Genomic DNA, 24,172 nt, shown 5'->3' with positions numbered 1-24,172 from the left:
CCTTCTGGCATTTATGTGGAACGGAACGTTCGATTCCCAATCTACCAGAACGGAACGCTTTATTCCATATAGTTCTTCAGCGTGATGGCCGTCGCGGCCCGGGCCATGGGCCCGGCGATGCGGTCGATCATCCGGTCACGGCCGGGCAGGTGGGGGAGCAGCCTGATCATCCTGGTCTGGAACCAGATGACCGCGCGTGAGGGCAGCACCATGCCCTTGACGTTGGCCGGGCCCAGCTTCTGGTTGGCGTCCACGAAGGCGCGCATCTCCCGCTCGTAGCCGTCCACGCCGCCGCCGGAGGCCAGCTCACCGGCCAGCACGTACGCCCCCACCAGGGCGAGGCTGGTGCCCTGGCCCGACGCCGGCGAGGCGCAGTAGGCGGCGTCGCCGACCAGCACGACCCGGCCCTTGGACCAGCGGTCCATGTGGATCTGGCTGACGGAGTCGAAGTAGAAGTCCGTCGACCCGCGCACGGCCTCCAGCAGCGCGGGCACCTCCCACTCGACCCCGGCCATGGCCTGGGTCAGCAGCTCCTTCTGCTGGTCCGGGTCGCGGCGGTCGTAGGTGAGCGGCTGCGACGACCACATGAACAGCGCCTTGGCGTTGCCGTCCTGCTTGGTGCTGTAGACGTTCGCGGTCCGGCCGGGGGCGGCGTGGACCGCCTCCTCGCGGTCGAGGCCCAGACGGTTGGGGACCGTACAGATCAAGATGTAGTAGCCGAGATCGCGCACGAACGCCGACTCCGCGCCGAAGACCAGCCCGCGCGTGTTGGAGTGCATCCCGTCGGCTCCGACGACCAGGTCGAACCGCCGCGGCGCCGACCGCTCGAACGTCACCGTCCCGTCCTCGGCGATGCCGGTGATCGAGTCGTCGAAGATGTACTCCACGTCGTCGCGGGCCAGGTCGTAGAGGAGCTCGTTGAGGTCGCCGCGCATGATCTCGGCGTCGGCGCCCTCGCGCCCGCCGAACAGGTCGGCGTCCATCTCCGCGATCCGCCGGCCCTTGCCGTCGTAGTGTGTCGCGATCCGCATGTCGGTGCTCCTGGCGCGGACCGCGTCGAGCAGGCCCATCCGCTCGACCACGTCGAGCGCCACGCCGCGGATGTCGACCTTGTAGCCGCCCTCGCGGATCGAGGGCGCCCGCTCCACCACGGTGGGGGTGAAGCCGTGCCGCCGCAGCCAGTAAGCCGTCGCGGTGCCGGCGATGCTCGCGCCGGAGATCAGGATGTTCGTCATGCCCTGAAAGGTACAGTCGTCTCAGACGCTTGTCTAGTACGGATTTCTGAGACGTCCGTGTTAGACTTTGGGCATGGGAAATCGTGAAGACCTGCTGGCCGGGGCCAAGCGCTGCCTGATCGAGAAGGGCTACTCGCGCACGACGGCGCGCGACATCGCCACGGCCTCCGGAGTGAGCCTGGCGGGCATCGGCTATCACTTCAGGTCGAAGGACGCGCTGATGAACGAGGTGCTGTTCGAGGTGATGCGGGAGTGGGGCGACGACCTGGCGGCGACGCTGGCCGCCGACGTCAAGCCCGACGCGGAGCCGCTCGAACGCTTCGAGGCGGCATGGGACCGGGTGATCGAGTCATTCGACCGGCTGCGGCCGCTCTGGGTCACCCAGTTCGAGCTGCTGGGCCAGATCGACCACCTGCCCGATATTCGGGAGCAGCTCGTGGCCGGAATCCAGGAGGGGCGTCAGGGGCTCGCGGAGTTGTTCGAGGGCATCGACCCGGCGGCGGAGCCGGAGCGGGCGCGGCTGGTCGGCACGTTCTACCAGGCCATGCTGACGGGATTCCTGTCGCAGTGGCTGATCGATCCCGACAGCGCGCTGTCGGGCCGCGAGGTGGTCGCGGCCCTGCGCATGGTCCAGAGGTAGTTGTGGCGGGCGCGGGTTAGAAGGCGCTGATTGTGGCGGGCGCCCGCTCGGCCCTGCTCAGCGTGCGGATCACCGCCGTCGCGCCATGACGGTGTACGGCCAGCCGCGCCAGCAGCTCGACGACCGGCTCGACGACCGAGGCCGGCAGCTCGGGAGTCTCCACGCCCACACTGGCGGCCAGGTCGTCGGAGTGCACGACCAGCTCCATCAGGCGGGTGAGCAGGAGGTCGTCGAACCGGAGCGACCAGCCCGACCACGGCAGGTACACCACCTTGTCGCTGGGCTGCGCGGGCAGGGCGACCCGCTGCCGGTCGAACAGCTCGCCGGCCCTGGCGGCCAGCGCCACCGGGCCGTCGGCGGCGGCCACCTCACCGGCCCGCCGGATGCCCACGTTGCTCTCGTGGTCGAGACCCGCCTGCACCCACGGCGACCTGGTGAAATGCTCGATCAGCGGGATCGGCTCACCGGGCGGGCCGCCGTCCTCGAGCAGGTTGTCGACCCGGACGATCTGGTGGGCCAGGTGCGCGGCCAGTCCGGCCACACTGAACTCGGTCAACGCGCTCGGCTTCTCCCACGCGGCGGCCACGGCCGGCTCACGCAGCAGCGCCACCGCGGACGACGCGGCGACCAGATAGGACTCCCTGATCTCCCCCATGTCCCGCCTTTCCCCGTTTTCTGGTGGTGACCCGGCAAAGACTATCCGGGGTTCTGTCCTGATCGTCAGCCGAGGGCGCGCCTGATCGCCGACCTGATGAAGACCCTGGCCAGCGTCGCGCGCCTGAAGCGGCTCAGGAACGGCCGCGGCAGGCCGTACCTGCGGGCTCGGATGTCCGCCACCACGTTCATCGGCGCGCCGAGCTCGGCCAGCACGTCCAGGGCCTCCCGCTTGGTGATCAGCCGCCCGTCCCGCAACGTGACCGTCGCCCTCGCCACGGTGATCATCCCGAGATCCACCCAGATGTCCCGCAGCCACAGCTTGCGCGTGCGCGTCTTGACCAGCCAGAAGTCCCGGAGATCCGCCCGGATGAACTCGCTCAGCTCCTCGTCCGTCACCGGCGGCAGCAGGCCCGCGGGCGGCTCGCCGTGCAGCTCGAGAGCGCCCGAGTGCAGCTCACGACGGGTCACCGGGGTGACCGGCCGCTCGTACAGCTCCTGGTGCGCCCAGGTCACATGGTCGGTCGCGAAGTCGCCCAGCCGGTGTTTGGGCATGTAGGAGCAGTGCAGATGCTCAGCGAGCGGCAGAACGATCTCCTCGTGCAGCTTGGCCAGCCGTTGCCGCTGCTCCTCGGTGAGGTCCGTCTCGACCACCGCGATGAGATCGAGATCGCTCTTGCCCGGCTGGTAGTCACCCGCCGCGAGCGACCCGTGCGCCCACAGGGCGACCAGGGGTACGGCCGGCCTGATGTCGTGGAGGAAACGGGTTAGCAGAAGATCGGTGGCCGCATGCATGATGGCCACTATGGTCGACACGAGACGCGACGGAAAAGTGGCCCTGGTCACCGGTGTGGGCCGCACTGTCGGCATCGGCGCCGGCATCGCCCGCCGGCTGGCGGCCGCGGGCTGGGACATCGCCTACACGTACTGGACCCCGTACGACGAGCGCATGTCCTGGGGTGCCGAGCCGGGGGCGGCCGACGCGATCGGCGAAAGCCTCGCCGGGCGCGGCGCGGCGATCGAGGCCGACCTGACGGACGCCGACGCCCCCGCACGGATCTTCGACGAGGCCGAACGCCGGCTGGGCAACGTCACCGCCCTGGTGATGTGCCACTGCGAATCGGTCGCCTCCGGCCTGCTCGACACCACCCTCGCGAGCTTCGACCGCCACTTCGCCGTCAACGCGCGGGCCACCTGGCTGCTGATTCGCGAGTACGGCCGCCGCTTCTCGGGCGCCCACGGGACCGGCCGGATCATCGGCCTCACCAGCGACCACACGGTCGGCAACCTGCCCTACGGCGCGAGCAAGGGCGCCCTGGACCGCATCGTCCTGGCCGCCGCCCGCGAGCTGGCCCACCTCGGCGTCAGCGCCAACGTCATCAACCCCGGACCGGTGGACACCGGCTGGATGTCGGACGAGGCCCGGGAGACCTTCCTCCGCCAGACCCCACTCAACCGCCTCGGCACGCCCAAGGAGACCGCCAACTTGGTCGACTTCCTGTGCTCCCCACAGGGCCAGTGGATCAACGGCCAACTGCTGATGAGCAACGGCGGCTTCGTCTAGAGCGGTGTCCACGACGGACCGTTTGCCTCTTCTGCCCCAAAGGACCTCAGCTCACGACGGACCGTTACAGGGATTGAGGCGGTCACCGCACTAAAGCGCGTGGCCACCCGCCACCTGGAGAACCTGACCGGTGATCCACCGAGCCTGGTGCGAGGCGAGGAACACGACGGCGTCGGCGATGTCGGCGGGCTCGCCCACCCGCCCCAGCGGCACGATATCGCCGACCCGCGCGCACATCTCGGCGTCCATCCAGCCGGTCTGCACCGGGCCGGGAGCCACCGCGTTGACCCGGATGCCGGTCGCACCGAGGTCGAGCGCGGCCGCCCGCGTAAGGGCCTCCAGTGCCGCCTTGGACGTCCCGTACCCGATCTGACCGGGAAAGGCGCGCGCGGCGTCCGTGGAGACGTTCACCACGCACGGCTCGCGGCCGTCCCGCTGCCGGCTCGCCAGTTCGGAGACGAGCAGCGCGGGGGCGATCGCGTTGACCTCGTAGTGGCGGCGCAGGCCGTCGGCGGTGAGGGCGCCGAAGGTGTCCGGGGTCTCGCAGTGCGCGGCGTTGTTCACCAGCACGTCGACCGGCCCCAGCAGCCGCTCGACCGCGTCGAACAGCTGTCGCGCCGCCTGCGGCTCACGTAGGTCGGCGGGTACGGCCACCGCGTCGCGGAGCCCGGCGGCCAGCGCCTCGGCGACGTCCCTGGTGGGGGTGACATGCTCCCAGGTGACGCCCGGGGGAGCGGGCCTCTCACTGAAGTAGTGCACCGCCACCCGCGCCCCCTCAGCCGAGAAGGCCCGCGCGACCGCCGCCCCGATGCCTCCACTGGCGCCGGTGACGAGAACGGTCCGACCGGCGAGTTTCGTATCGACCATCCGAGGAGCATGTCGTGATTAATCCCCCATGGCGAGCCAGGGGGACCGGAACCGGCCTTTTGTCAGGGCGCGCTGAACAGCGCGCTCACCGACTCCCCGTCGTGGATCCGCCGCATCGCCTCGGCCAGCGCCGGGGCGATCGACAGGACCGTGAGCTTGTCCGTGGGCTTGGGCACGGGCACGGTGTTGGTGCAGACGATCTCCTCGACCTCGGGCAGCGCGGTCAGCCGCTCGATCGACCCGGCCGCGAACAGCCCATGCGTGCACGCCACGCGTACGGAGTTGACGCCACGCTCGCGCAGCCGGTCGAGCAGCTCGATGACGGTCGTGCCCTTGGCGATCTCGTCGTCCAGGATGATCACGTCCTTGCCCTCGACCTCGCCGATCACCGAGCTGATCACCACCCGGTCGTCGCTGAAGCGCTGCTTGGCCCCCATCGCCACGTCGGTGCCGAGCAGCCGGGCGAAGTGCGCGGCCTCCTTGGCGTTGCCCAGGTCGGGGGAGACGACGACGGTGTTGGACAGGTCGTACTGGCGGAAATGGGCGGCCAGCTCGCGCAGCGCGTGCAGGTGGTCGACGGGCACGCTGAAGAAGCCGTGCACCTGCGGCGAGTGCAGCGTCATCGTCAGCACCCGCCCGGCGCCCGCCGTCACCAGCAGATCCGCCACCAGCCTGGCCCCCATGGAGATGCGCGGCGCGTCCTTTTTGTCACTCCGGGCAAATGCGTAATGCGGCATCACCACGGTCGTCCTTGCGGCGGACGCGCCACGGGCGGCGTCGAGCATCAGCAGCAGCTCGACCAGGTTCTCCTGTACGGGCGGAACAAGCGGCTGGATGATGAAGACGTCGCGTTCTCTGCAGTTGGCCTGGAGCTGGACCTCCAGCACGTCGTTGGCGAAGCGGCTGACCTTGACCGGGTGGAGCGGGGTGCCCAGGTGGGAGCAGATCTCCTCAGCCAGGTCGGGGTGGGCGCTGCCGCTGAATACCGTGATGTCTCGCACGATTCCGAAAGGATAGCTTCACGGGCTCAGGTAATGGTGCACCAGGGCAGGTTCACCGGCCGCGTTGCGCCATCGGGCCCGGGAGGTGGCGACACGCTGCCAGCCGTACCTCTCGTAGGCGGCGATGGCCGCCCGGCCCTCGTCGGAGACCTCCAGGGTGAGACGTCCGTCCGCGTCGGCGAGGGCGGTGTCCAGCAGACGGGCGGCGAGCCCGCCACGCCGGGCGGAGGGCGTGACGAACAGACGGGTCACGGACGCGCGGACGGGCGCGCCGACCAGCTCGGCCACCCGCGACTCGACCTGAGCGAGCCCGACATGACCGACTATGACGCCCTGCTCGTCCAGGGCGATCCAGGCGCGGAGCAGGTCGCCAGGCGTGAGCCAGCTCTGCGGATCGTCGGGCCAGTCCACGGGGTAACGGTCGGCGGCCTGCACCTCGGCCAGCGCCTGCACACACGCGTCGAGATCGGCGGGAGTTCTGAGTCGGATCATCGCTGGAGCGCCGCCATTGTGAGTCGGGTCATCGTACGGGAGTTACTGAGTCGAGTCATCGTTCGAGTGCCGCGACCGTGAGGGAGTCGAGGTCGGGGACCACCTTCCAGGCGAGTGCCAGCGCGTCGGGGGCGGGCGGATAGCGGGGATGGGGCACGGCGATCACCCGCATCCCGGCCGCGTGCGCCGAACGCAGGCCGTTGCTCGAATCCTCCACCGCCACGCTCTCGCGCGGATCGACCCCCAGCTTGGCGGTCGCCTCCAGGTAGCCGTCGGGGGCGGGCTTGCCGCGCGGTACCTCCTCGGTGGAGACGGTGACGGCGAAGCAGTCACGGAAGTCGGCCGCGTCCAGCACCACCTCGATCAACGCACGCGGCGAGGAGCTGGCCAGGCCCAGCGTGAGGTCCGCCGCCAGGCGCCGTACCGCCTCGGGCGCCCCCTTCATCAGCGGTACGCCGTGCCGGTAGCGCTCGGCCATCTGGTCCACCACGCCGCGCGCGATCTCGTCCGGAGGCCGCGCAACACCGAGTTCGTGCAGGTAGGCAGCCCATTCCTGGGTGCTCATCCCCATGAGCCTGGACTGGGTGTCCTCCTGCCAGGTGCCGCCGTGTTCGGCGACGTACGCCCGCCGTACCTCCTCCCAGACCGGCTCGGAGTCGACGAGCACGCCGTCGAGGTCGAACACGCACGCTTCCACGGAACCCCCTAGCGGGCTTTGTCGGGATTGCCCATTAACGAGGATATGCGTTGACCGGTTCTCGGGAATGGGCCTGGGCATGGCCGACCTTCCACTCCACGATTCCAACGACTTCGAGGCGGCGGCGGATCGCGGCTTCATCGCGAAGTTCAGCCCGGCGGTGGTCAGCGCCGTCGACAGCAAGGTCATCTGGGACGGCGAGTCGGCCGCCTTCCTGGAGCAGGAGTGCCCCGGCAGCGCGCATCCCAGCCTGTGGCGGCAGGCGCGGCTCTCCGCCAGGCAGGGGCTGTACGAGGTGACGGACGGCGTCTACCAGGTGCGCGGGTTCGACCTGTCGAACATGTCGATCGTCGAGGGCGACTCCGGCGTGATCATCATCGACCCGCTCATCTCCACCGAATGCGCCGCCGCCGCGCTGCGCCTCTACCGAACCCATCGCGGCGCCCGGCCCGTGACCGGGGTGATCTACACGCATCCGCACGTCGACCACTTCGGCGGCGTGCGCGGCGTCACCGGCGGCGGCGTGCCGATCCTGGCGCCCGCGGGCTTCCTGCGGAACGTCGCCCGCGAGCACCTGCACGCCTGGTCCGCCACGGCCCGCCGATCCGTCTACCTGTACGGCCAGGCCCTCGAACGATCACCCGACGGCCAGATCGGTACGGGCCTGGGCAAGACCCGCTCCATCTCGCTCATCGCCCCCACGATCGACGTCGAACGTACGGGACAGGAGGAGACGGTCGACGGGGTACGCATCGTCTTCCAGCTCGCCCAGTCGCCACCGGAGCTGGCCCTGTACCTGCCCGGCCGCCGGGCCCTGTGCCTGGGCGAGAACGCCACCCGCAACCCGCACAACCTCCTGCCCCTGCGGGACGCCAAGGCCCTGGCCCGGCAGCTGGACGAGACGGTCGCTATGTTCGCGGCCGAGCTCGATGTCGCCTTCGCCTCGCACCACTGGCCCACCTGGGGCGGACCGGAGATCACCCGGTTCCTGACGCAGCAGCGCGACCTGTACTCCTACCTGCATGACCAGACCCTGCGGCTGATGAACAAGGGCCTGACCGGAGCCGAGATCGCCGAGGCCATGCGGGTGCCGCCCGAGCTGGAGCAGGTCTGGCACACGCACGGCTACCACGGGCCGGTCGGCCACAGCGTCAAGGCCATCTACCAGCGCTACCTGGGCTGGTTCGACGGCAACCCCGCGCACCTGTGGGAGCACCCGCCGAGGGAGAGCGCGATCCGCTACGTGGAGTGCCTCGGCGGCGGGGCGGCCGTCGTCGCGTTCGCCAGGCGCTACCTCAAGGAGAACGACCTGCGCTTCGCCGCCCAGCTGCTCAACCACGCGGTCTTCGCCGACGAGGGCAACAAGGAGGCGCGTGACCTGCTCGCCGAGGTGTACACCCGGCTCGGGCACGGCGCGGAGAACCCCACCTGGCGCAACCTCTACCTGACGGGCGCGCTGGAGCTGAGCGACGGCGTCGTGCCGGCCGCCACGGAGCGGGCCGCGCCCGGCCTGGTCGCGGCGCTCGGCGTCGACCAGATCCTCGAATCGATCGCCATCCGGATCGACGGCCCGCGGGCCTGGAACGAGAGCCTGTCCATCGACTGGCACCTGACCGACCTGGGCGAGAGGTACCGGACCACGCTGTCGAACGGCGCCCTCATCCAGCACGCCGACCCGCCCGAGGGGCCGGTCGACCTGACCTTGCGACTGACCAAGGCGCAACTGCTCGGCCTGCTGGCCGGCCGGGGGGTCGAGCGGGTCGAACGAGAAGGCGACATCGGCGTACTGCGGCGCCTGGTGGCCGTACTCGACCACCCGATACCCGACTTCGCCATCGTGACCGCCTAACACAGTGCCCCCCGGAGGGGGTGTCCGTCCTTGGGCCTTGTACGACGACGGACCGGCTTCCTCTTCTCCCCGGAGGGGGTATCTCCCAAAGGACCCCAGCCACCACGACCGTCACAGGCCGTCCGGGGCCCTCAGCCGCTACGGCGGGGCGCCAGACTCGAAATCGCGAAGTAGAGAACTCCCGCCAGCACCAGCGCGACCACCACGCCGATGTTGGCCGCCCCGAACGTCCCCGCCCTCAGCTGGTCACTCATCAGGAAGCCGACAACCCGGGCGATGTTCGGGTCGGTGGAGGTGATGAGCCCGACGCCCACGACAGACGCCACGACCAGCGAGATCACCCCGGACCAGTTCAGAGCGGGCGCCCCGGGCCGAAGCAGCCGCTCGTCGTACGACCGGCCACCCGCCCGCCGGAGCCACATGTCGACGAGGAAGACGGCCACCCAGGCGGCCATCACCACCCCGATGATCGCCAGGAACGCCTGGAAGGTCGCCAGAAAGCTGGTGGAGACGAACAGCAGGTAGTAGCCGCCGAGCACCATCAGCGCGCCGTCGATGAGCACCGCGTAGTGCCGCTTGATCGGCACCCCCAGCGCCAGCATGGACAGTCCCGACGAGTAGATGTCCATGATCGCCCCGGCCAGGAAACCACCGATGGCGGTCAGCAGGTACGGCAGCAGGAACCAGGTCGGCAGCGCCGCCGCCAGCGCCCCGACCGGATCCGCGCCCGCGGCCTGGGCCAGCTTGGGGTCGCCGCCGGCCAGCAGCACGCCGAAGACGAGCAGCACCATGGGCGGCACCGCCCCGCCCACCGTCGTCCACAGCGCCACCGACGAGGGCTTGGACGCGGTGGGCAGGTAGCGCGAGTAGTCGGCGCCGCAGTTGACCCAGCCCAGGCCGAGCAGCGTCATCGCGAAGATGATCGCGCCCACCCAGCCGCCGGGGCCCGCAGTGGTGTCCAGCGAGGTGCCGAGCTTCGGGGCCATGAGAATCATGTACACGACGGTCAGCACGATGAACGCGTACGTCAGATACCGCTGCACCGCCATGATCAACGCGTGGCCGTACACCCCGATCACGATCGTGAGCAACGCGGCGACCGCGAAGCAGGCCGCCATGGCGGTCGTGCCGGGAATGCCGGGCGCGACCCGCTTCAGGATCGCCGCGCCGCCCTGCGCCGACAGCGTCACGAGCACGATCTCCCAGCCGACGTTCGAGACGTAGGAGAGTACGGCCGGCAGTTTGTTGCCCTGGTAGCCGAAGGGGGCGCGGCCGAGCGTCATCGTCGGCACCCCCGACCGGGTGCCCGCGATGGCGACCAGCCCGACCAGCCCGAACGAGAGCGCGTAACCGATCGCTCCCGTGATGATCGCCGGGACGACGCCCAGACCGAGCCCGACGATGTAGACACCGAAGGCGACGCCGAACAGGGAGAGGTTGGCGCCGGCCCATGGCCATAACAGGTCCCGAGGCGCGCCCCGCCGCTCGGCTGCCGGAACGGCGTTGATGCCGTTCTGCTCAACGGTCATCATGTCCATGATCGGACGGTACACCCGGCAACCGCGCCGCCCCAGAGCAGGTGACCGGACGGCGCGCCTGGTAACCGCGCCGCCCCAGAGCACCGGCAGCCGCGGCTGCCCCACCAGCAGCCGGGATCAGCCGTCGAGCCCCAGCAGCAGCTGAGATCAGCCGTCGAGCCCCAGCAGCGCGGCCTCCACCTTCGGGTCCAGGCCGACCGGCGGCCGGTCGGGACGCATGGGCGCCCGCCCGCCGATGCTCCGCAGCCACGCCCACGTGTCGGCCACCGTCTCGGCCACCGGCCGGAATCGCAGCCCGGCCGCCACCGCCTTGGACACGTCGGTTCGGTGGATGGAGTCGTGGTCATCGCCCTGCAGCCAGATCGGCAGATCGGTCCACGGCTCCACGCCGGCAGCCAGGATCGGCTCCGGCTCCACCCACCGCAGCTCGGCCTCGGACTCGGTAACCTGTACGCAGGTCCGCAGTAACCCCTCCATGGTGACGAATCCCGACGGGCTCACCACGTTGTAGGCGCCACCCAGTCCGTCCTTGGCCACCTCAAGGCACCACCGGGCCATGTCGCGCGCGTCCACGTACTGCAGGGGCAGCTCGGCGGGCCCCGGCGCGAGCACTGGCCCGCCACGCGCGATCCTGTTCAACCACCATGGCAACCGCCCGATGTTCTCGTACGGTCCCAGGACCAACCCCGCCCGCGCCAGCAGCGCCCGCTCCCCGAAGGCCGCCACCGCCGCCAGCTCCCCACCGGCCTTGAACCGCGCGTAACCCACGTCATCGCCGTCATCGGCCGAGGCCGCCACCACCGGAGCGTCCTCTCCGGCACCGGCCGCAGTCGGGTAGGTGTAGACGGACCGGCTGGACACGTAGACGTAGTGTCCCGCCCGCTCGGCCAGCAGCGTCGCCGCGTCGCGTACGGCGGACGGCGCCCACGACCAGGTGTCGACCACGACGTCCCACTCACCACGGTCGAGCGCCGCCAGCCCAGCCGGCTTCGCCCGGTCGCCCCGCAGCGCCGTCACTGTGGGTGGCGGGGCATGCGTGCCCCGGTTGAACACGGTCACGTCCCAGCCGGACGCGACAGCCTCCTCGACGAAGGCCCGCCCCACGAACTCCGTCCCGCCCAGCACCAGAAGCCTCATGCCACCACCCTGCCGATCCCGGCCACCGCCCGGTAGCGGTGCACGCCGACAGCGGAATCGCCAGCAGCGAAACCACCGACCGCAGAATCGCCGACAGCGAAACCACCGACCGCGGAACCGCCGACAGCGAAATCACTGCCTGCGCCGTCGCCGGCAGGGGAATCGCCGACAGTGGAGCCCCTTACTCTCCGCGACGATTTAGCGCTGTAAAGGTAGATATATCAGCAGGTCAGTATCAATGCTGTTCCTCGCGGCATAATAGGGAAGTGTCACAGATAGTGATGCTAGGGACCATGGAATGGTGAAAAGGATCTTCCCCTGCTCGATCCGGGCTCGCCTGACCATGATCGCGACGCTGGTCGCGGCCGTGGTCTTCGCCGCCACGGTCGGCCTCACCCTGAGCACGTTGCCGAGCAGCCTCCGCGGCGCCGTGCAGAACCGGGTGGAGCTGGCCGTACGACGAGTGGCAAACGACGCCCGCACAAAGGAGCTGCGCAGTGTGCTCCCGACGCCGGCCCGCGTACCCCTCCTGCAGGTCGTCTCGTCCGAGGGCACCGTCCTCGCCTCCAGCCACAACCTGAGGGGCCAGCCCCCCGTCGCGAACCTGCGGCTGCCCCAGCCGGAGACGATCTACGCTACCGAGATCGAGCTCACCAGCGACAGCGAGAGCGTGGAGCACGGCGCCAAGTACCTGGTCATGGCCATGCAGTCGCGGACGCCGTACGGCCTGATCACCGTGTACGGCGCGTCCTCACTGAGCGACGTCAACCGGGCACTGGCGTGGCTCTATGCCCTGATCTTCCTCGGCACCCCACTGATGCTGCTCGGCGTCGCGGGCATCACCTGGGCCGTGGTCGGCCACACCCTGCGCCCGGTCGAGCGCATCCGGGCCGAGCTGGCCGAGATCACCGGGCACGACCTGAGCCGCCGGGTCCCCGTGCCCGGCGCCGGGGACGAGATCTCCAACCTCGCCGTGACCACCAACGACACCCTCGACCGGCTGGAACGCTCCGCCGAGACGCAACGCCGCTTCGTGGCCGACGCCTCGCACGAGCTCCGCAGCCCCATCACCGCGCTGCGCACCCAGCTGGAGGTGGCCAGCGCCTACCCGGACGACACGGACTGGGCGTCGACGGGCGCCCGGGCCCTGAAGTCAGCCGACCGTCTGACGGACATCATCGAGGAGCTCCTGATGCTGGCCCGGCTCGACGCGGGCGCCGTCATCGACTGGCACGTCGTCGACGCCTGCCAGCTGGCGGAGGAGCAGGGGCGGCGCCGTGCGGGAGGCGACATCAGCGTCGTCACCCACGTGATGGGCACGGCCCCTGTCATGGGCTCGCGCATCCAGCTGGACCGGCTGCTGACCAACCTGCTCGACAATGCCACCCGGCACGCCACCAACAGGATCGACCTCCAGGTGGCGGTCAACCATCGAGACAAGACCGTCGACATCACGGTCACCGACGACGGGGCGGGCATCGCGGCCGACGAGCGCGAGCACGTCTTCGAGCGCTTCACCCGCCTGGCCGAGGCCCGGGCCAGGGACAAGGAGGGCAGCGGACTCGGCCTGGCCCTGTCGAGGGAGATCGCTCAGGCGCACCGGGGGACCCTGACGATCACCGACCACTATCCAGGCGCCCAGTTCGTCACCCGTCTGCCGCTGTACCTGGATGGAGATTCACCGGTGTGAGCGGTTCGCGCCCGTCCAGCACGGCCGCGACGTTCGACACCGACAGGTGACACATCCGCTCGCGGGTCGCCGTGCCCGCGCTGCCGATGTGCGGGGTCAGCACGGTGTTGCCGAGCTCGACCAGCGCCGGGTTCACCGCCGGCTCGCCCTCGAACACGTCGAGGGCCGCCCCCGCGATCGTCCCCGCCCGCAGCGCCTTCACCAGCGCGTCCTCGTCGACGATGCCGCCACGAGCGGTGTTGACCAGGATCGCGGTGCGCTTCATGCGGCCCAGGGCGTCGGCGTCGATGAGGTGGCGGGTGGCCGGGGTGAGCGGGCAGTGCAGGCTGACCACGTCGGCGCGCTCCAGCAGCTCGGGCAGCTCGACGAACTCGACGCCCCGCTCATCCTCCTCCGCCAGCGGCGAGGAGGTGGGCGTGGCCAGGATCTCCATGTCGAACGCGCGGGCGCGCCGCGCCACGGCCCGCCCGATGCGGCCGTAGCCGACCACGCCGAGCGACGCCCCGGCACTGAGATCGAGCCCGAGCAGCATGCGCGGCCCCCAGACCCACGGGGTACGCTCCCGCAGCAGCCGGTCGCCGTCCAGCACGCGGCGCGCGGCGGCCAGGATCAGCGCCATCGTCAAATCGGCGGTGGCGCCGTCGAGCACCCCGGGGGTGTTGGTGACCTGGATCCCGCGCTCGGTGGCCGCGGCCACGTCGATGTTGTCGTAGCCGACCGCGGTGTTGGCGACGACCCGCAGCGACGGGCCCGCCGCGTCGAGGAACTCGGCGTCGATGCGCTCGGTGAGCGTACACACGACCCCCTCCGCGCCCGCGGCCAGGCGCAGCAGCGTGGCGCGGTCGGGCGGGTCCTCCTCGCCGCACACCACGGGACGGCCGAGCGAGCGCACGAGCGCCATGGCGGCGTCGGTCAAGGTGCGGGTCACGTAGATCATCGACTCTCCTCGCTTATCGGGGGTGCCGTGGGGGCGGGGCGGCCCACGATCCTGCCCCAGGTCTCGCCGTACGACTCCCACCGCGCGGCGACGACGTGCGCCCACTCGGGCCGCGGGTCGATGCGCCGATACGGCGGCGCGGGGAGTATGACCCCGTCCGTCCCTTCGGCGGCCATCGCCGCGGCTCCCATCGCGGGCAGGTACGTCTCCTCCACGAGATGGACCGGCCGTCCGAACAGGTCCGCCACGATCCCGGCGTAATCCAGCGAGCCCACCATAACGACATGATCGGAGTCGCCCAGCATCAGGCGGACCGCGAAGGCCACCCCCTCGACCGCGCCCCACGCCGCCGACCAGGCGTCGGTATCGGGCAGGTAGCCGAGCAGGGCGGTGCGCGGCCGTTCCAGCCACAGCGGGCCGCGCTCGGGCGTCACATGCGGGATGAACACCGGCGCCGCCTCGGCCTGCGCGATCGTGGCCGCTCCGGCTCTGGCGATCAGCTCCTCCACCGCGTCGCCGTAGCCGAGCAGCCGCGCCGCGACCGACAGAGCCACGCCGCCGTTCGTCGCGGAATGCCACAGCCATCTGCCCGGCCGTACGTCCGCGCGCTGCAACACCCGCGGCGCCCGATCAGGTACGGCGGAGCTCCGCGTGACCACATGCGTCGTGCCCACCGTGTACAGCGGCGCGCGAGACCCGTGGATGTCGAGCAGGCAGGCGGCGGCCGCCGTGTCGGCCGCCCCGGTGACGACCGGGATGCCAGGGCGCAGCCCCAGCTCGGCGGCGGCCTCGGGCAGGAGGGTGCCGAGGGGCGACAGCGACGGGAGCACCGGCGGCAGGACGTGCCTGGGCACCCCCACCAGGGCGGCGAGGTCGTCGATCCAGTCACAGCCGTCGGTGCAGGCGAACAGGCCGCTGTAGGAGGCCTGCGTGGGGTCGATCGCGTCGCGGCTGGTCAGCCGGTGCCCCAGCCAGGTGCCGACGAACCCCATCGTGCGCGTACGCGCCAAGGTCTCCGGCTCGTGCTCGGCGAAGAACCGCCAGGCCAGCCCCATAGCGGTGGCCGGAAAGGCGGCATTGCCCACCAGGGCGGCCGCCTCGTCGCCGCGTGCCTTGGCGTACGCCTCCACGAGGTCGGGGAGCGCGGGATGATCCCAGCACAGGCCGGGCGCGACGGCCTCGCCGGCGTCGTCGAGGGGGATCGCGACCGGGCAGTGCACGGCCAGGCCCACGGCGTCGGCGCGGGTGGCGTCGCCGAGATCGTGGCAGGCCAGCCGCACGCTGCGCGCCCATTCCGCCGTGTCCACCCGGCCCCGCGCCTGCCGGTGAGCGGGACGGTGGTCGGCGCGGCCGCGGGCGAGCACCCGGCCGGCGCCGTCGACCAGGACGGTCTTGGTCGCCGACGTGCCGAGGTCGATCCCCAGATAGGTGGCCATGTGGTCCCTACTTCAGCAGCTCCGCGGCCTTCTCCGGCTCGACGTCCTCATGGACGACCGCGCGGAGGGCTCGCACCATCTTGCCGGGATCCTCCGCGCCCCACACGTTCCGGCCGAAGGTGACACCGCGCCCGCCCGCCTCGATCACCGAGGCCGCCTGCCGGAGCACCTGCAACGGGCTGTCGGCCTTGGCGCCGCCGGCGGCCACGACGATCGCGGGCGTGCCCTCGACGATCTCGCGGAAGGACTCCGTCGAGCCGGAGTACCAGGTCTTGACCACGTCGACGCCCAGCTCGGCGGCGGCCCTGGCGGCGTACAGGATCGCCTCGACGCTGCCCTTCCTGTCCTCCCACAGCTCCCCGCTGGGGTAGGCGTGGCAGACCACGGGCAGTCCGACCGCGCCGGCGCTCTCCACGACGCCCGACAGCAGTTCGAGGTCGCGCGCCTGGTTGGAGGACCCCGCGCTGATGCCCACCGCGACCGCCTCGGCACCCAGGCGGATCGCGTCGGACACGCTGGCCACGACCGCGTCGTAGTGGGCGTGGAAGTCCACGGAGAACGTCGACGCCTTCAGGATCCACGGGACGCGCGTGGGATTGTGGGCGATCACGTGTCCGGCGATGCCCTTGAACATCGTCACGGCGTCGGGACCCGCCGCCGCGATGCCGTCGTACGTGGGTGCGATCCCCGCCAGGCGAGGGGCGACACCGCGCGGCACCGCCTGGTCGAGGGCCACGGTGACCGTCCGGCCCGTGGCGCCGAACAGCCGGCGCAGCCGGATCGTCCGGCCCAGAGCGCTGGTCGTGCCCGTCGGGTTGATATCGAGTGTGGCGTAAGCCGTCATGTCAGTCCTTCCAAGGAGATATGCCGACGCGGAGGTCGCGGCCTGAAGCGGCCAGGTCGATGGCCTTGGCCATGTCGTCTATCGGGAACTGAGTGCCGACCAGGTCGTCCACCCTGAGCTCGCCCGCGGAGATCATTTCGGCGATCTTCGTGAAGCCGTCGAGCCGGCACGAGGAGGCGCCCACGACGGACCACTCGTTGTAGTGGATGTCGTTGGCCGGGATCTCCAGCACGCTGCCCTCGCCACCGAACCCCGCGAACATGCTGACCCTGGCACCGGGTGCCAGGCAGGCCAGGTAGGGATGCACGGCGTCGAGCCGTCCCACGGCGGCGATGAGCACGTCGACGCCCGCCCCGCCGGTCCACTCCAGCACGTCGGCCGCGGTGCCCTCGCCGGGGGGCAGGGCGAGCTCGGCGCCGGACGCCAGCGCGGCTTCGCGCCGCTCAGGGATCGGATCGACCGCCACGACCCGCGGGACGCCCAGCTCCCTGGCCAGCCGTACGTGCATGAGCCCCAGCGGCCCGCACCCGCTGACCAGCATGGTCTCCGCGCCCGGCGCGCCGGCCAGCAGCTGGCCGTTGTAGGCGCAGGCCAGGGGCTCCACGATGGCGGCCTCCGCGGCGGACACGCCGGGCACGGGCACCAGATTGCCCGCTTCGACCGCCTGCGCGGGCACCCGGACGTACTGGGAGAAACCGCCGGGCAGTTGGTAGCCGAACGCGACCCGGTTGCGGCAGATGTTGCCGCGGTCCTTGGCGCACGCCACGCAGGCGCCGCACGGCACCAGCGGATAGACCGCCACCTGGTCCCCGATGGACAGCCCGGCCGGCAGGGCACCGGCCACCTCGGCGATCGTCCCGGCGAACTCGTGACCCATCACGGTGGGATACGTGACGTTCCGCTTCTTGGTGCCCTGGTAGATGCGGATGTCGGTGCCGCACACGAGGGAGCTCTCCACGCGGACCAGGACGTCGCCCGGCTCCAGCGCGGGCCGCTCGACCTGGGACACGTCCAGGCGCTCTGGGGCGCGCAACACTGCCTGTTTCATCATGGCCTCTCGCTCGGTGGGGGTCGGTCGTCGCTGTCTGTAGATCAGCGGTCATTGCCTGTCGGTCGGTGGGAGGTCCGTCGTCGGGCAGACCACGATCCGCAGGTCACCGCCGCTCGCCGCGCGCAGGGCGGCCAGCGCCTCGGGGTCGGCCCCGTCGTCGGTGAGGAGCGTCCAGGGGCGATCGATCGGCGACCAGTAGGAGCTGGCGTCGTCCAGGAGCTTGGCGGAGTCGGCCACCACGACCAGCCGGCGCGTGTGCTGGCTCATCAGCGTCTTCAGCGAGCTCTGCTCGAAGGTGCGCGAGGCGATGCCCCGGGTGGGATGCACGGCGTCGGCGCCCAGGAAGGCGATGTCCGCGTACAGCCCCCTGACCATCTCCTCGGCCCCCGGACCCGTCATGGTCTGGTTGATGCGGCGCAGCCGCCCGCCCATCACCACGACGTCGACGCCCTCCTCCTCCACCAGCGTGTTGACCGCCCCGAGGCCGTTGGTGAAGACGGTGAGCCCGGACTTGCCCAGCAGGTAGCGGGCCAGCCGCTCGGTAGTCGTGCCGGCGTCGAGCAGGACCACCTGGTCGTCCTCGACGTACTCGGCGGCCTGGCGGGCGATCGCGTCCTTCTGCCGTACGTGCTTCATGCGGCGCTGGCGTACGGAGATCTCGGTGGTGCCGCCGCCGAGCACCGCCCCGCCGTACGTCCTGGTGATGCGGCCTTCCTCGCGCAGCTGGGCGAGGTCGCGGCGGACCGTGGCGAGGGAGACGTCGAGCGTCTCGCTCAGCCGTTCCACCTCTACGGTGCCGTCCGTGTGGGCGGCGAGGAGCTCCATGATGCGCTCGCGGCGCGCCCTGCTGGGCAAACGGCTCACCGTGCACCACCTTCTAGATGATTGAATCGGTCATTTTGATGATTGTATCGAGCAGAGTTGATTGTCAAGTCTCTGCGCGAACCGCTCATTGATATGAGCGTTTAACTCGGAACGACGCCCTGATTGCGCGTTTGTTTCCAGGTCTTGACGGCGAGGTTGCGTGTAACGAGCATCCTGTTAACCACACCACAGCACGGCAGGCCCTGAGCGAAACGATCAAATTGGTGCCGTGCCGTAATCTCGCGAGGAGGTCAGCATGGTGAAGCACGAGACCGCCGCAGCGCCACGATCACCGGCTCCCGACAGGGGCCGGGCGACCCGTGTGCGGTGGGTGGTGGCGGCCTTCTGCTTCGGCGGACTCGCCATCAACTACGTCGACCGGGCCGCGCTCTCCGTCGCCCTGCCCTTCATGACGCAGGACCTGAGTCTCACCCCGACCGAGCAGGGGCTGATCCTCAGCGCGTTCTCCTGGACGTACGCGGTGATGCAGCTGCCCGCGGGCTGGCTCATCGACCGGTTCGGCGCCCGGATCATGTACGGGGCGTGCGTGCTGTGGTGGTCGGTGTTCACCGGGCTCACCGCGCTGGCCAGCAGCTTCGGCGTGCTGCTGGGCTTCAGACTCGGCCTCGGCATCGGCGAGAGCGGCGCCTATCCGGCCAGCGCCAAGGCGGTGTCGCTGTGGTTCCCGCCCAGTGAGCGGGGGAGGGCGACCGCCTTCTATGACAGTGGCGCTCGCATCGGGTCCGCGCTGGCGGTGCCGATCATCACGGCGATCATCGCGGGGTTCGGGTGGCATGCGGCGTTCGTGGTTATGGCCGCTCTGGGGGTGCTGTGGACGATCGGGTGGTGGTCGTACTACCGCTCACCGAAGTCCCACCCCGGGCCGAACGCCGCCGAACGCGCCCACATCACCGGCACGTCTGCCGTTACCTCGACCGGCACGTCTGTCGAGAGCTCGTCCGCTACCTCGACCGGCACGTCTGTCGACACCTCGTCCGCTACCTCGCCCGGTGCCTCCGGTGGCGCCCCGACCGGCGCGTCCGTCGGTGCCACGGCCCGTGCTTCGGCCGGTGCCTCTGCCGCGCCGGAGCGGCGTGGGAGCGTGGCGTGGTTGCTGCGGCACCGCGTGGTCTGGGGCATGATCGGCGGCTTCTCCTGCCTGAACTTCGTGGTCACCTTCTTCCTCACCTGGTTCCCGAGCTACCTCGTCCAGGATCGCGGCTTCGACCTGCTCAAGCTGGGCTTCTTCGGCATGATCCCCGGCCTGACGGCCGTGGCGGGCGGCTGGGCGGGCGGGATCGCCGGTGACTGGCTGCTCAAGCGCGGCTGGAGCCTCACCAGGACCAGGAAGACCTGCCTGGTGGCGGGCATGCTGCTGAGCTCCACTGTCGCGGCCGCCGTCCTGGTGGAGAGCGCCGCGCTGGCACTGGCCCTGCTGAGCATCAGCTACGCCGCGATCGCGTTCGCCATCGTGTCGCTCTGGTGCCTGCCCGCCGACGTCGCGCCCGCGCACCAGGTGGCCACGCTCGGCGGGCTGCAGAACTTCGCGGCCAACATCGCCAGCGCGCTCAGCCCGATCGTCATCGGCGCCCTCGCCCAGGCCACGGGCTCGTTCGTGGTCCCGCTACTGGTGACCGGTGTGGTGGCGGTGCTCGGCGCACTCTGCTTCGGCCTGCTGATCCGCAAGGTGGAGCCGATCGCCGGCTGACCGTCGGGCGAAGAAGAGCGTCGGGCGGAAGAGAGCGTCAGGCGGAAGAGAGCGTCAGGCGAAGAAGGAGGAAGGGCCCGCTTCTCGTTTCCGAAGCAGGCCCTTCACATAAGGAGGGGCCCGCTTCTGCGTTAGAAGCGGGCCCTTCGCTAGTTCGCTAGGTTCGCTAGGGGGTAACGGTGATGCGGGTCGTGGCGGGCGGGGCGATCGGGTTGTCGCGGCCCAGATGGTCGACGAAGGCGTCGATGTCCAGCGGCCCGCTCCAGAGGTCCGTACCGTCCTTGAAGCCGAGGAAGGCGTCACCGCCGCCGACCAGGAAGTTGTTCGCGGCGACCCGGATCGTCTGCGCGTCCGTCACCGCGACGCCGTCGATCTTCATGTTCGACACCTTGGATCCCCACGCCGCGCCGCTGCTGTAGGTGTAGGTGAAGTTCGCCGACGGCTGGAGGATCTTGGTGAACGGCTGGGCGTTCGGCCCGCCGGTGAACTGCTGCTCCAGGACCGTCTTGAGCTGCGCACCGGTCAGCGTCACGACCTGCATCAGGTTGTTGAACGGCTGCACGGTGAACGCCTCGCCATAGGTGACCACGCCGTCACCCTCGCCCGCCGTGGAGCCGGCGAAGGTGAGCGAGGCCCGAACGCCACCCGGGTTCATCAGGGCGATCTGCGCGTTGCCGCCGGTCTTGGTGGCGGCCAGCTGGCCGTCGGCGATGAGGTCGCCGAGCGGGGACTCGCCGCTGGGGGCCGCGGTGTTGGTGATGTCCGCGGTGATCCGGCCGACGGGCTTGTTGGCGACCGGGGCGACCCGGTCCTTCCAGGTCTGCACGAAGGCGGAAATTTCGGGATCCGGGGTGACCGTACGAGTCACGACCTGGTTGTCCGCCACCACCGAGGCGCGGTCGATGTCCCGCGTCTTGACGTTCACGTTGAGATCGACCTTCGTGATGACGCGGCCGAACGAGCCACCCTGCGAGTACAGGCGGTCCTGACCGGCGGGGTCCTTGACCTTGCACAGGTACGCCTGGTGCGAGTGGCCGCTGAGGATCACGTCGATCTCGGGGTCGACCTGCGTGGCGATGCGGTTGCCCGCGCCCGGGACGGCGCTGCAGGCGTCCGGCGACTGGCCCGCGGTCACCTGGTCACCCTCGTGCACGAGTACGACCTGGGCCTTGACACCCACCAGCTTGAGCAGCTTGGACGCCAGGTTCGCGGCCTTGACCTCGTCCACGAACTTGAGGTTCTTGATGCCCTCGGCGGTGACGATGTTCGGGGTGGTCTGGGTGACCAGGCCGATGAAGCCGATCGGCACGCCGTTCATCCACTTGACGCTGACGGGCGGCAGGGCGGGCACGCCCCAGTCGCTCATCAGCTTCTTGACCTGGCTCTGCGGCGCGCCCAGCGCCGCGAGCGCGTCGGTCTTCTCGTTCGGGTTCTTGAACAGCACGTTGGCGCCGACGTAGTCGTACTGGGCGCCCTTCCACGTGCCGGCCGGCGAGCACCCGTCCACCGGGTGGCAGCCGCCCTTCATGATCCGGCGCAGCTCCGTGTATCCCTCGTCGAACTCGTGGTTGCCGACCGCGGCCACCTTGAGCCCGATCTTGCCCATGAACTCGACGGACGGCTCGTCGTGATAGGCCGCCGAGATCAGCGGGCTCGCGCCGATCAGGTCGCCCTGGGCCACCGCGATCGTGTTCTTGTCGCTGAGGGCCTTCATGTGCGTGGCGACGTACGCGGCGCCGCCCGCCTCGACGGTGGCGCCGTTCTCGTCGACCATCCGGCCGGAGGATCCGGTCGGGGGTTCGAGGTTGCCGTGGAAGTCGTTGAGCGCGAGCAGCCGTACCGGAACGGTCTTGGGTGCCTTGCTCGCGTTCGCGGGGGCGGTCGCCGCGGCGAACCCGCCCGCGGCGACGGCTCCGGCCAGCACAAGCCGGAGGAGGGAACGTGGGGTCATGGCCTAAGACGTTACGGCCGGAACCTATGCAGCCAATGTCGCAAAGGTAACGATTCATCGGCCCGCCACATGGCGTTATTTGCCAGCAGTACCCCTAGAGTTCGGACTGTGACAGCGCACGTGGAGATCAGACAACGACTTGATGACCGCGAAATCACTCAGGTGCTCGGCGTGGTGGACGCGGCGACGGAGGCCGACGGCGTCCGCCCGCTCAACGAGCATGTCATGCTCCACCTGCGCTATGGCGGTGATCCGCAGGCCCGTTCCCTGCTCTTGTACGACGACGATGAGGCTTTGGTGGGCTATGCCCACATAGATCCCACCGATGAGGTCGAGGGTCCCAGCGGCGAACTGGCCATCCACCCCGCCCGCCGCCGGAAGGGGCACGGTACGCGGCTGCTGCGGGCCGTACTCGAGGTGTCGGGTGGCAGCCTGCGCCTGTGGGCGCACGGCGATCATGAGGGCGCGGGCGTCCTGGCGGCGTCGGCGGGGTTCGAGCGCGTGCGCTCGCTCTGGCAGATGCGCCGGTCCCTGTCCACGCCGCTACCCGCTTTCGAGATGCCTGAGGGGGTACGGCTGCGCACCTTCGTACCAGGTCAGGACGAGGAGGCGTGGCTCAAGGTCAACGCCGCGGCCTTCGCCCACCACCCCGAACAGGGCGCCTGGACCGCGAGCGACCTGCGCCAGCGCGAGCAGGAGCCCTGGTTCGACCCGGAGGGCTTCTTCCTGGCCTTCCGTGATGAGCGGCTGGCCGGCTTCCACTGGACCAAGATCCACGGCTCGTCCGAGCACGGCCACGAACCGATCGGCGAGGTGTACGTCGTCGGCGTCGACCCCTCCCAGCAGGGCACCGGGCTGGGCAAGGCGCTCACGCTGGCGGGTCTGGACCATCTACGCGTGCGTGGCCTCGCCCAGGCGATGCTCTACGTGGACGAGGCCAACACGGCGGCGATCCGCCTGTACGAGTCCCTGGGCTTCGACCGCTGGGACGTCGACGTGATGTACGCCGTTATTCCACCACCCAGTGCAGGGCAAAGTAGGACACCGCTGCCACCAGAGCCGCAGCCGGAATCGTAAGGATCCAGCCGGTCACGATGTTGCCCGCGACGCCCCAGCGCACGGCCGAGAGCCGCTTGGTGGCGCCGACGCCCATGATCGCCGAGGTGATCGTGTGCGTGGTGGAGATGGGCGCCCCGAACCCGATCGCCGCCGTGTACAGAACCACTGCCGCCGCGGACTCGGCGGCGAAGCCCTGTGGCGGGTCGAGCGCGATGATCCGGCGGCCCAGCGTACGCATGATGCGCCAGCCGCCGGAGTACGTGCCGAGCGAGATCGCCCCCGCCGACGCGAGGATGACCCACTGCGGGATCTCCGACCCCGGGCTGATGTAGCCGCCGACGACGAGGGACAGGAAGATGACGCCCATCGTCTTCTGCGCGTCCTGCAGGCCGTGGCCGAGCGCCATCGCCGCTGCCGAGACGGTCTGCGCGTAGCGGAAGCCGCGGTTGGTCTTGCCGGGCTGGCTGTTGCGGAAGATCCAATATATTGCGATCATGATCGCGCCGGCCAGCGTGAACCCGAGCAGCGGCGAGAGCACCATCGGAACCACCACCTTTTCCAGCACGCCGTCCCAGTGGACGGCGCTGGCCGACGCGAGGGCCGCGCCGACCAGGCCGCCGATGAGGGCGTGGCTGGAGGAGGAGGGCAGGCCGAAGTACCAGGTGATCAGGTTCCAGCAGATGGCGCCGATGAGCGCCGAAGCCACGATGACCAGGCCATGCGAGCCGTCCGGCGCGTCGATGATGCCCTTGCCGACGGTCGCGGCGACCTGGGTGCCCAGGTGGGCACCGATGAAGTTCATCGCGGCGGCCATGAACAACGCGGCCCTGGGAGTGAGCGCGCGAGTCGAGACCGAGGTCGCGATGGCGTTCGCCGCGTCGTGGAACCCGTTGGTGTAGTCAAAGGCCAGTGCGATGACGACCACGCCGATGACGAGGGCGAGCGAAAGGTCCACAGA

At 70.2% G+C, this 24,172-nt stretch carries 22 protein-coding genes; 6 read left to right on the top strand and 16 right to left on the bottom strand.

The window, feature by feature from the left end:
* Positions 1-59: 59 nt before the first annotated feature.
* A complete protein-coding gene (locus AB0C30_RS53110) occupies positions 60-1,235 on the bottom strand; it encodes an FAD-dependent monooxygenase (RefSeq protein ID WP_357959069.1) in 1,176 nt (391 codons plus the stop codon).
* 73 nt (positions 1,236-1,308) lie between these two features.
* Between AB0C30_RS53110 and AB0C30_RS53105 the strand changes: the two genes are divergently transcribed.
* Positions 1,309-1,875: a TetR/AcrR family transcriptional regulator gene (locus tag AB0C30_RS53105; RefSeq protein ID WP_357959066.1), complete on the top strand. Its 567-nt coding sequence runs from the start codon at positions 1,309-1,311 to the stop codon at positions 1,873-1,875.
* Between the two features lie 16 nt (positions 1,876-1,891).
* Here AB0C30_RS53105 and AB0C30_RS53100 read toward each other — a convergent pair whose 3' ends face one another.
* On the bottom strand, positions 1,892-2,530 hold the full coding sequence (locus tag AB0C30_RS53100) for a maleylpyruvate isomerase N-terminal domain-containing protein (RefSeq protein WP_357959063.1): 639 nt from the start codon (positions 2,528-2,530) through the stop codon (positions 1,892-1,894).
* Positions 2,531-2,595: 65 nt separating this feature from the next.
* Positions 2,596-3,324, bottom strand: a complete 729-nt coding sequence (locus AB0C30_RS53095; RefSeq protein ID WP_357959060.1) for a nucleotidyltransferase domain-containing protein — start codon at positions 3,322-3,324, stop codon at positions 2,596-2,598.
* Between the two features lie 10 nt (positions 3,325-3,334).
* Here AB0C30_RS53095 and AB0C30_RS53090 point away from each other — a divergent pair, with 10 nt between their 5' ends.
* Positions 3,335-4,093 carry an SDR family oxidoreductase gene (locus AB0C30_RS53090; RefSeq protein WP_357959056.1) on the top strand — a complete coding sequence of 253 codons (759 nt, stop codon included), beginning with the start codon at positions 3,335-3,337 and terminating at the stop codon, positions 4,091-4,093.
* Positions 4,094-4,183: 90 nt separating this feature from the next.
* On the opposite strand, the gene AB0C30_RS53085 is transcribed toward AB0C30_RS53090, so the two are convergent.
* The 4 genes from AB0C30_RS53085 to AB0C30_RS53070 all read right to left on the bottom strand — a co-directional run bounded on the left by AB0C30_RS53085 (position 4,184) and on the right by AB0C30_RS53070 (position 7,150).
* A complete protein-coding gene (locus AB0C30_RS53085) occupies positions 4,184-4,960 on the bottom strand; it encodes an SDR family oxidoreductase (protein WP_357959053.1) in 777 nt (258 codons plus the stop codon).
* 62 nt (positions 4,961-5,022) lie between these two features.
* Positions 5,023-5,961, bottom strand: coding sequence for a ribose-phosphate pyrophosphokinase (locus tag AB0C30_RS53080; protein ID WP_357959050.1), 939 nt, complete (start codon positions 5,959-5,961; stop codon positions 5,023-5,025).
* An 18-nt stretch (positions 5,962-5,979) separates the two neighbouring features.
* The gene (locus AB0C30_RS53075) at positions 5,980-6,453 is read right to left on the bottom strand and encodes a GNAT family N-acetyltransferase (protein WP_357959046.1); all 474 of its coding nucleotides are present in this window, start codon (positions 6,451-6,453) and stop codon (positions 5,980-5,982) included.
* 55 nt (positions 6,454-6,508) lie between these two features.
* The gene (locus AB0C30_RS53070; RefSeq protein ID WP_357959044.1) at positions 6,509-7,150 is read right to left on the bottom strand and encodes an HAD family phosphatase; all 642 of its coding nucleotides are present in this window, start codon (positions 7,148-7,150) and stop codon (positions 6,509-6,511) included.
* Between the two features lie 79 nt (positions 7,151-7,229).
* On the opposite strand from AB0C30_RS53070, the gene AB0C30_RS53065 reads away from it, so the two are divergent.
* Entirely contained in the window at positions 7,230-8,999 is a 1,770-nt protein-coding gene (locus tag AB0C30_RS53065; protein WP_357959042.1) for an alkyl sulfatase dimerization domain-containing protein, read from the top strand.
* A gap of 131 nt (positions 9,000-9,130) precedes the next feature.
* On the opposite strand, the gene AB0C30_RS53060 is transcribed toward AB0C30_RS53065, so the two are convergent.
* Positions 9,131-10,537, bottom strand: a complete 1,407-nt coding sequence (locus AB0C30_RS53060) for a cytosine permease (protein WP_357959038.1) — start codon at positions 10,535-10,537, stop codon at positions 9,131-9,133.
* Between the two features lie 147 nt (positions 10,538-10,684).
* Positions 10,685-11,674 carry an NAD-dependent epimerase/dehydratase family protein gene (locus tag AB0C30_RS53055; protein ID WP_357959035.1) on the bottom strand — a complete coding sequence of 330 codons (990 nt, stop codon included), beginning with the start codon at positions 11,672-11,674 and terminating at the stop codon, positions 10,685-10,687.
* 298 nt (positions 11,675-11,972) lie between these two features.
* Between AB0C30_RS53055 and AB0C30_RS53050 the strand changes: the two genes are divergently transcribed.
* Complete coding sequence (locus tag AB0C30_RS53050; RefSeq protein WP_357959032.1) at positions 11,973-13,364, top strand: ATP-binding protein; 1,392 nt, start codon at positions 11,973-11,975, stop codon at positions 13,362-13,364.
* On the opposite strand, the gene AB0C30_RS53045 is transcribed toward AB0C30_RS53050, so the two are convergent.
* Genes AB0C30_RS53045 through AB0C30_RS53025 form a run of 5 tightly spaced genes read right to left on the bottom strand, consistent with a single transcriptional unit; the run spans position 13,321 to position 18,496 of the window.
* Positions 13,321-14,301: a D-glycerate dehydrogenase gene (locus AB0C30_RS53045; protein WP_357959029.1), complete on the bottom strand. Its 981-nt coding sequence runs from the start codon at positions 14,299-14,301 to the stop codon at positions 13,321-13,323. The genes AB0C30_RS53050 and AB0C30_RS53045 overlap by 44 nt on opposite strands.
* Positions 14,298-15,737, bottom strand: coding sequence for an FGGY family carbohydrate kinase (locus AB0C30_RS53040; protein WP_357959026.1), 1,440 nt, complete (start codon positions 15,735-15,737; stop codon positions 14,298-14,300). Before AB0C30_RS53040 ends, AB0C30_RS53045 begins: the two co-directional genes overlap by 4 nt.
* 7 nt (positions 15,738-15,744) lie before the next feature.
* A complete protein-coding gene (locus AB0C30_RS53035) occupies positions 15,745-16,581 on the bottom strand; it encodes a hypothetical protein (RefSeq protein WP_357959023.1) in 837 nt (278 codons plus the stop codon).
* A 1-nt stretch (position 16,582) separates the two neighbouring features.
* Positions 16,583-17,632: an alcohol dehydrogenase catalytic domain-containing protein gene (locus tag AB0C30_RS53030; protein ID WP_357959020.1), complete on the bottom strand. Its 1,050-nt coding sequence runs from the start codon at positions 17,630-17,632 to the stop codon at positions 16,583-16,585.
* Between the two features lie 48 nt (positions 17,633-17,680).
* Positions 17,681-18,496: a DeoR/GlpR family DNA-binding transcription regulator gene (locus AB0C30_RS53025; RefSeq protein ID WP_357959017.1), complete on the bottom strand. Its 816-nt coding sequence runs from the start codon at positions 18,494-18,496 to the stop codon at positions 17,681-17,683.
* A gap of 256 nt (positions 18,497-18,752) precedes the next feature.
* Between AB0C30_RS53025 and AB0C30_RS53020 the strand changes: the two genes are divergently transcribed.
* The gene (locus AB0C30_RS53020; protein ID WP_357959015.1) at positions 18,753-20,204 is read left to right on the top strand and encodes an MFS transporter; all 1,452 of its coding nucleotides are present in this window, start codon (positions 18,753-18,755) and stop codon (positions 20,202-20,204) included.
* A gap of 166 nt (positions 20,205-20,370) precedes the next feature.
* On the opposite strand, the gene AB0C30_RS53015 is transcribed toward AB0C30_RS53020, so the two are convergent.
* Complete coding sequence (locus AB0C30_RS53015; RefSeq protein ID WP_357959012.1) at positions 20,371-22,155, bottom strand: bifunctional metallophosphatase/5'-nucleotidase; 1,785 nt, start codon at positions 22,153-22,155, stop codon at positions 20,371-20,373.
* A gap of 108 nt (positions 22,156-22,263) precedes the next feature.
* Between AB0C30_RS53015 and mshD the strand changes: the two genes are divergently transcribed.
* On the top strand, positions 22,264-23,232 hold the full coding sequence (gene mshD / locus AB0C30_RS53010) for a mycothiol synthase (protein WP_357959010.1): 969 nt from the start codon (positions 22,264-22,266) through the stop codon (positions 23,230-23,232).
* Here the strand turns inward: mshD and AB0C30_RS53005 are convergent.
* Positions 23,165-24,169, bottom strand: a complete 1,005-nt coding sequence (locus tag AB0C30_RS53005; protein WP_357959007.1) for an inorganic phosphate transporter — start codon at positions 24,167-24,169, stop codon at positions 23,165-23,167. The genes mshD and AB0C30_RS53005 overlap by 68 nt on opposite strands.
* Positions 24,170-24,172: the final 3 nt, after the last annotated feature.

The organism is Nonomuraea sp. NPDC048901 (assembly GCF_040649695.1).
In the GTDB taxonomy this organism is placed as follows: Bacteria; Actinomycetota; Actinomycetes; order Streptosporangiales; family Streptosporangiaceae; genus Nonomuraea.
This window is presented reverse-complemented; position numbering and strand designations above follow the sequence as displayed.

Excerpts from the sequence above, each read along its gene's own strand:
- AB0C30_RS53110 (WP_357959069.1), bottom strand. The coding sequence starts at position 1,235 with ATGACGAACATCCTGATCTCCGGCGCGAGCATCGCCGGCACCGCGACG.
- AB0C30_RS53105 (WP_357959066.1), top strand. The coding sequence starts at position 1,309 with ATGGGAAATCGTGAAGACCTGCTGGCCGGGGCCAAGCGCTGCCTGATC.
- AB0C30_RS53100 (WP_357959063.1), bottom strand. The coding sequence starts at position 2,530 with ATGGGGGAGATCAGGGAGTCCTATCTGGTCGCCGCGTCGTCCGCGGTG.
- AB0C30_RS53095 (WP_357959060.1), bottom strand. The coding sequence starts at position 3,324 with ATGCATGCGGCCACCGATCTTCTGCTAACCCGTTTCCTCCACGACATC.
- AB0C30_RS53090 (WP_357959056.1), top strand. The coding sequence starts at position 3,335 with ATGGTCGACACGAGACGCGACGGAAAAGTGGCCCTGGTCACCGGTGTG.
- AB0C30_RS53085 (WP_357959053.1), bottom strand. The coding sequence starts at position 4,960 with ATGGTCGATACGAAACTCGCCGGTCGGACCGTTCTCGTCACCGGCGCC.
- AB0C30_RS53075 (WP_357959046.1), bottom strand. The coding sequence starts at position 6,453 with ATGATCCGACTCAGAACTCCCGCCGATCTCGACGCGTGTGTGCAGGCG.
- AB0C30_RS53065 (WP_357959042.1), top strand. The coding sequence starts at position 7,230 with ATGGCCGACCTTCCACTCCACGATTCCAACGACTTCGAGGCGGCGGCG.
- AB0C30_RS53060 (WP_357959038.1), bottom strand. The coding sequence starts at position 10,537 with ATGGACATGATGACCGTTGAGCAGAACGGCATCAACGCCGTTCCGGCA.
- AB0C30_RS53055 (WP_357959035.1), bottom strand. The coding sequence starts at position 11,674 with ATGAGGCTTCTGGTGCTGGGCGGGACGGAGTTCGTGGGGCGGGCCTTC.
- AB0C30_RS53050 (WP_357959032.1), top strand. The coding sequence starts at position 11,973 with ATGGTGAAAAGGATCTTCCCCTGCTCGATCCGGGCTCGCCTGACCATG.
- AB0C30_RS53045 (WP_357959029.1), bottom strand. The coding sequence starts at position 14,301 with ATGATCTACGTGACCCGCACCTTGACCGACGCCGCCATGGCGCTCGTG.
- AB0C30_RS53040 (WP_357959026.1), bottom strand. The coding sequence starts at position 15,737 with ATGGCCACCTATCTGGGGATCGACCTCGGCACGTCGGCGACCAAGACC.
- AB0C30_RS53035 (WP_357959023.1), bottom strand. The coding sequence starts at position 16,581 with ATGACGGCTTACGCCACACTCGATATCAACCCGACGGGCACGACCAGC.
- AB0C30_RS53030 (WP_357959020.1), bottom strand. The coding sequence starts at position 17,632 with ATGATGAAACAGGCAGTGTTGCGCGCCCCAGAGCGCCTGGACGTGTCC.
- AB0C30_RS53020 (WP_357959015.1), top strand. The coding sequence starts at position 18,753 with ATGGTGAAGCACGAGACCGCCGCAGCGCCACGATCACCGGCTCCCGAC.
- AB0C30_RS53015 (WP_357959012.1), bottom strand. The coding sequence starts at position 22,155 with ATGACCCCACGTTCCCTCCTCCGGCTTGTGCTGGCCGGAGCCGTCGCC.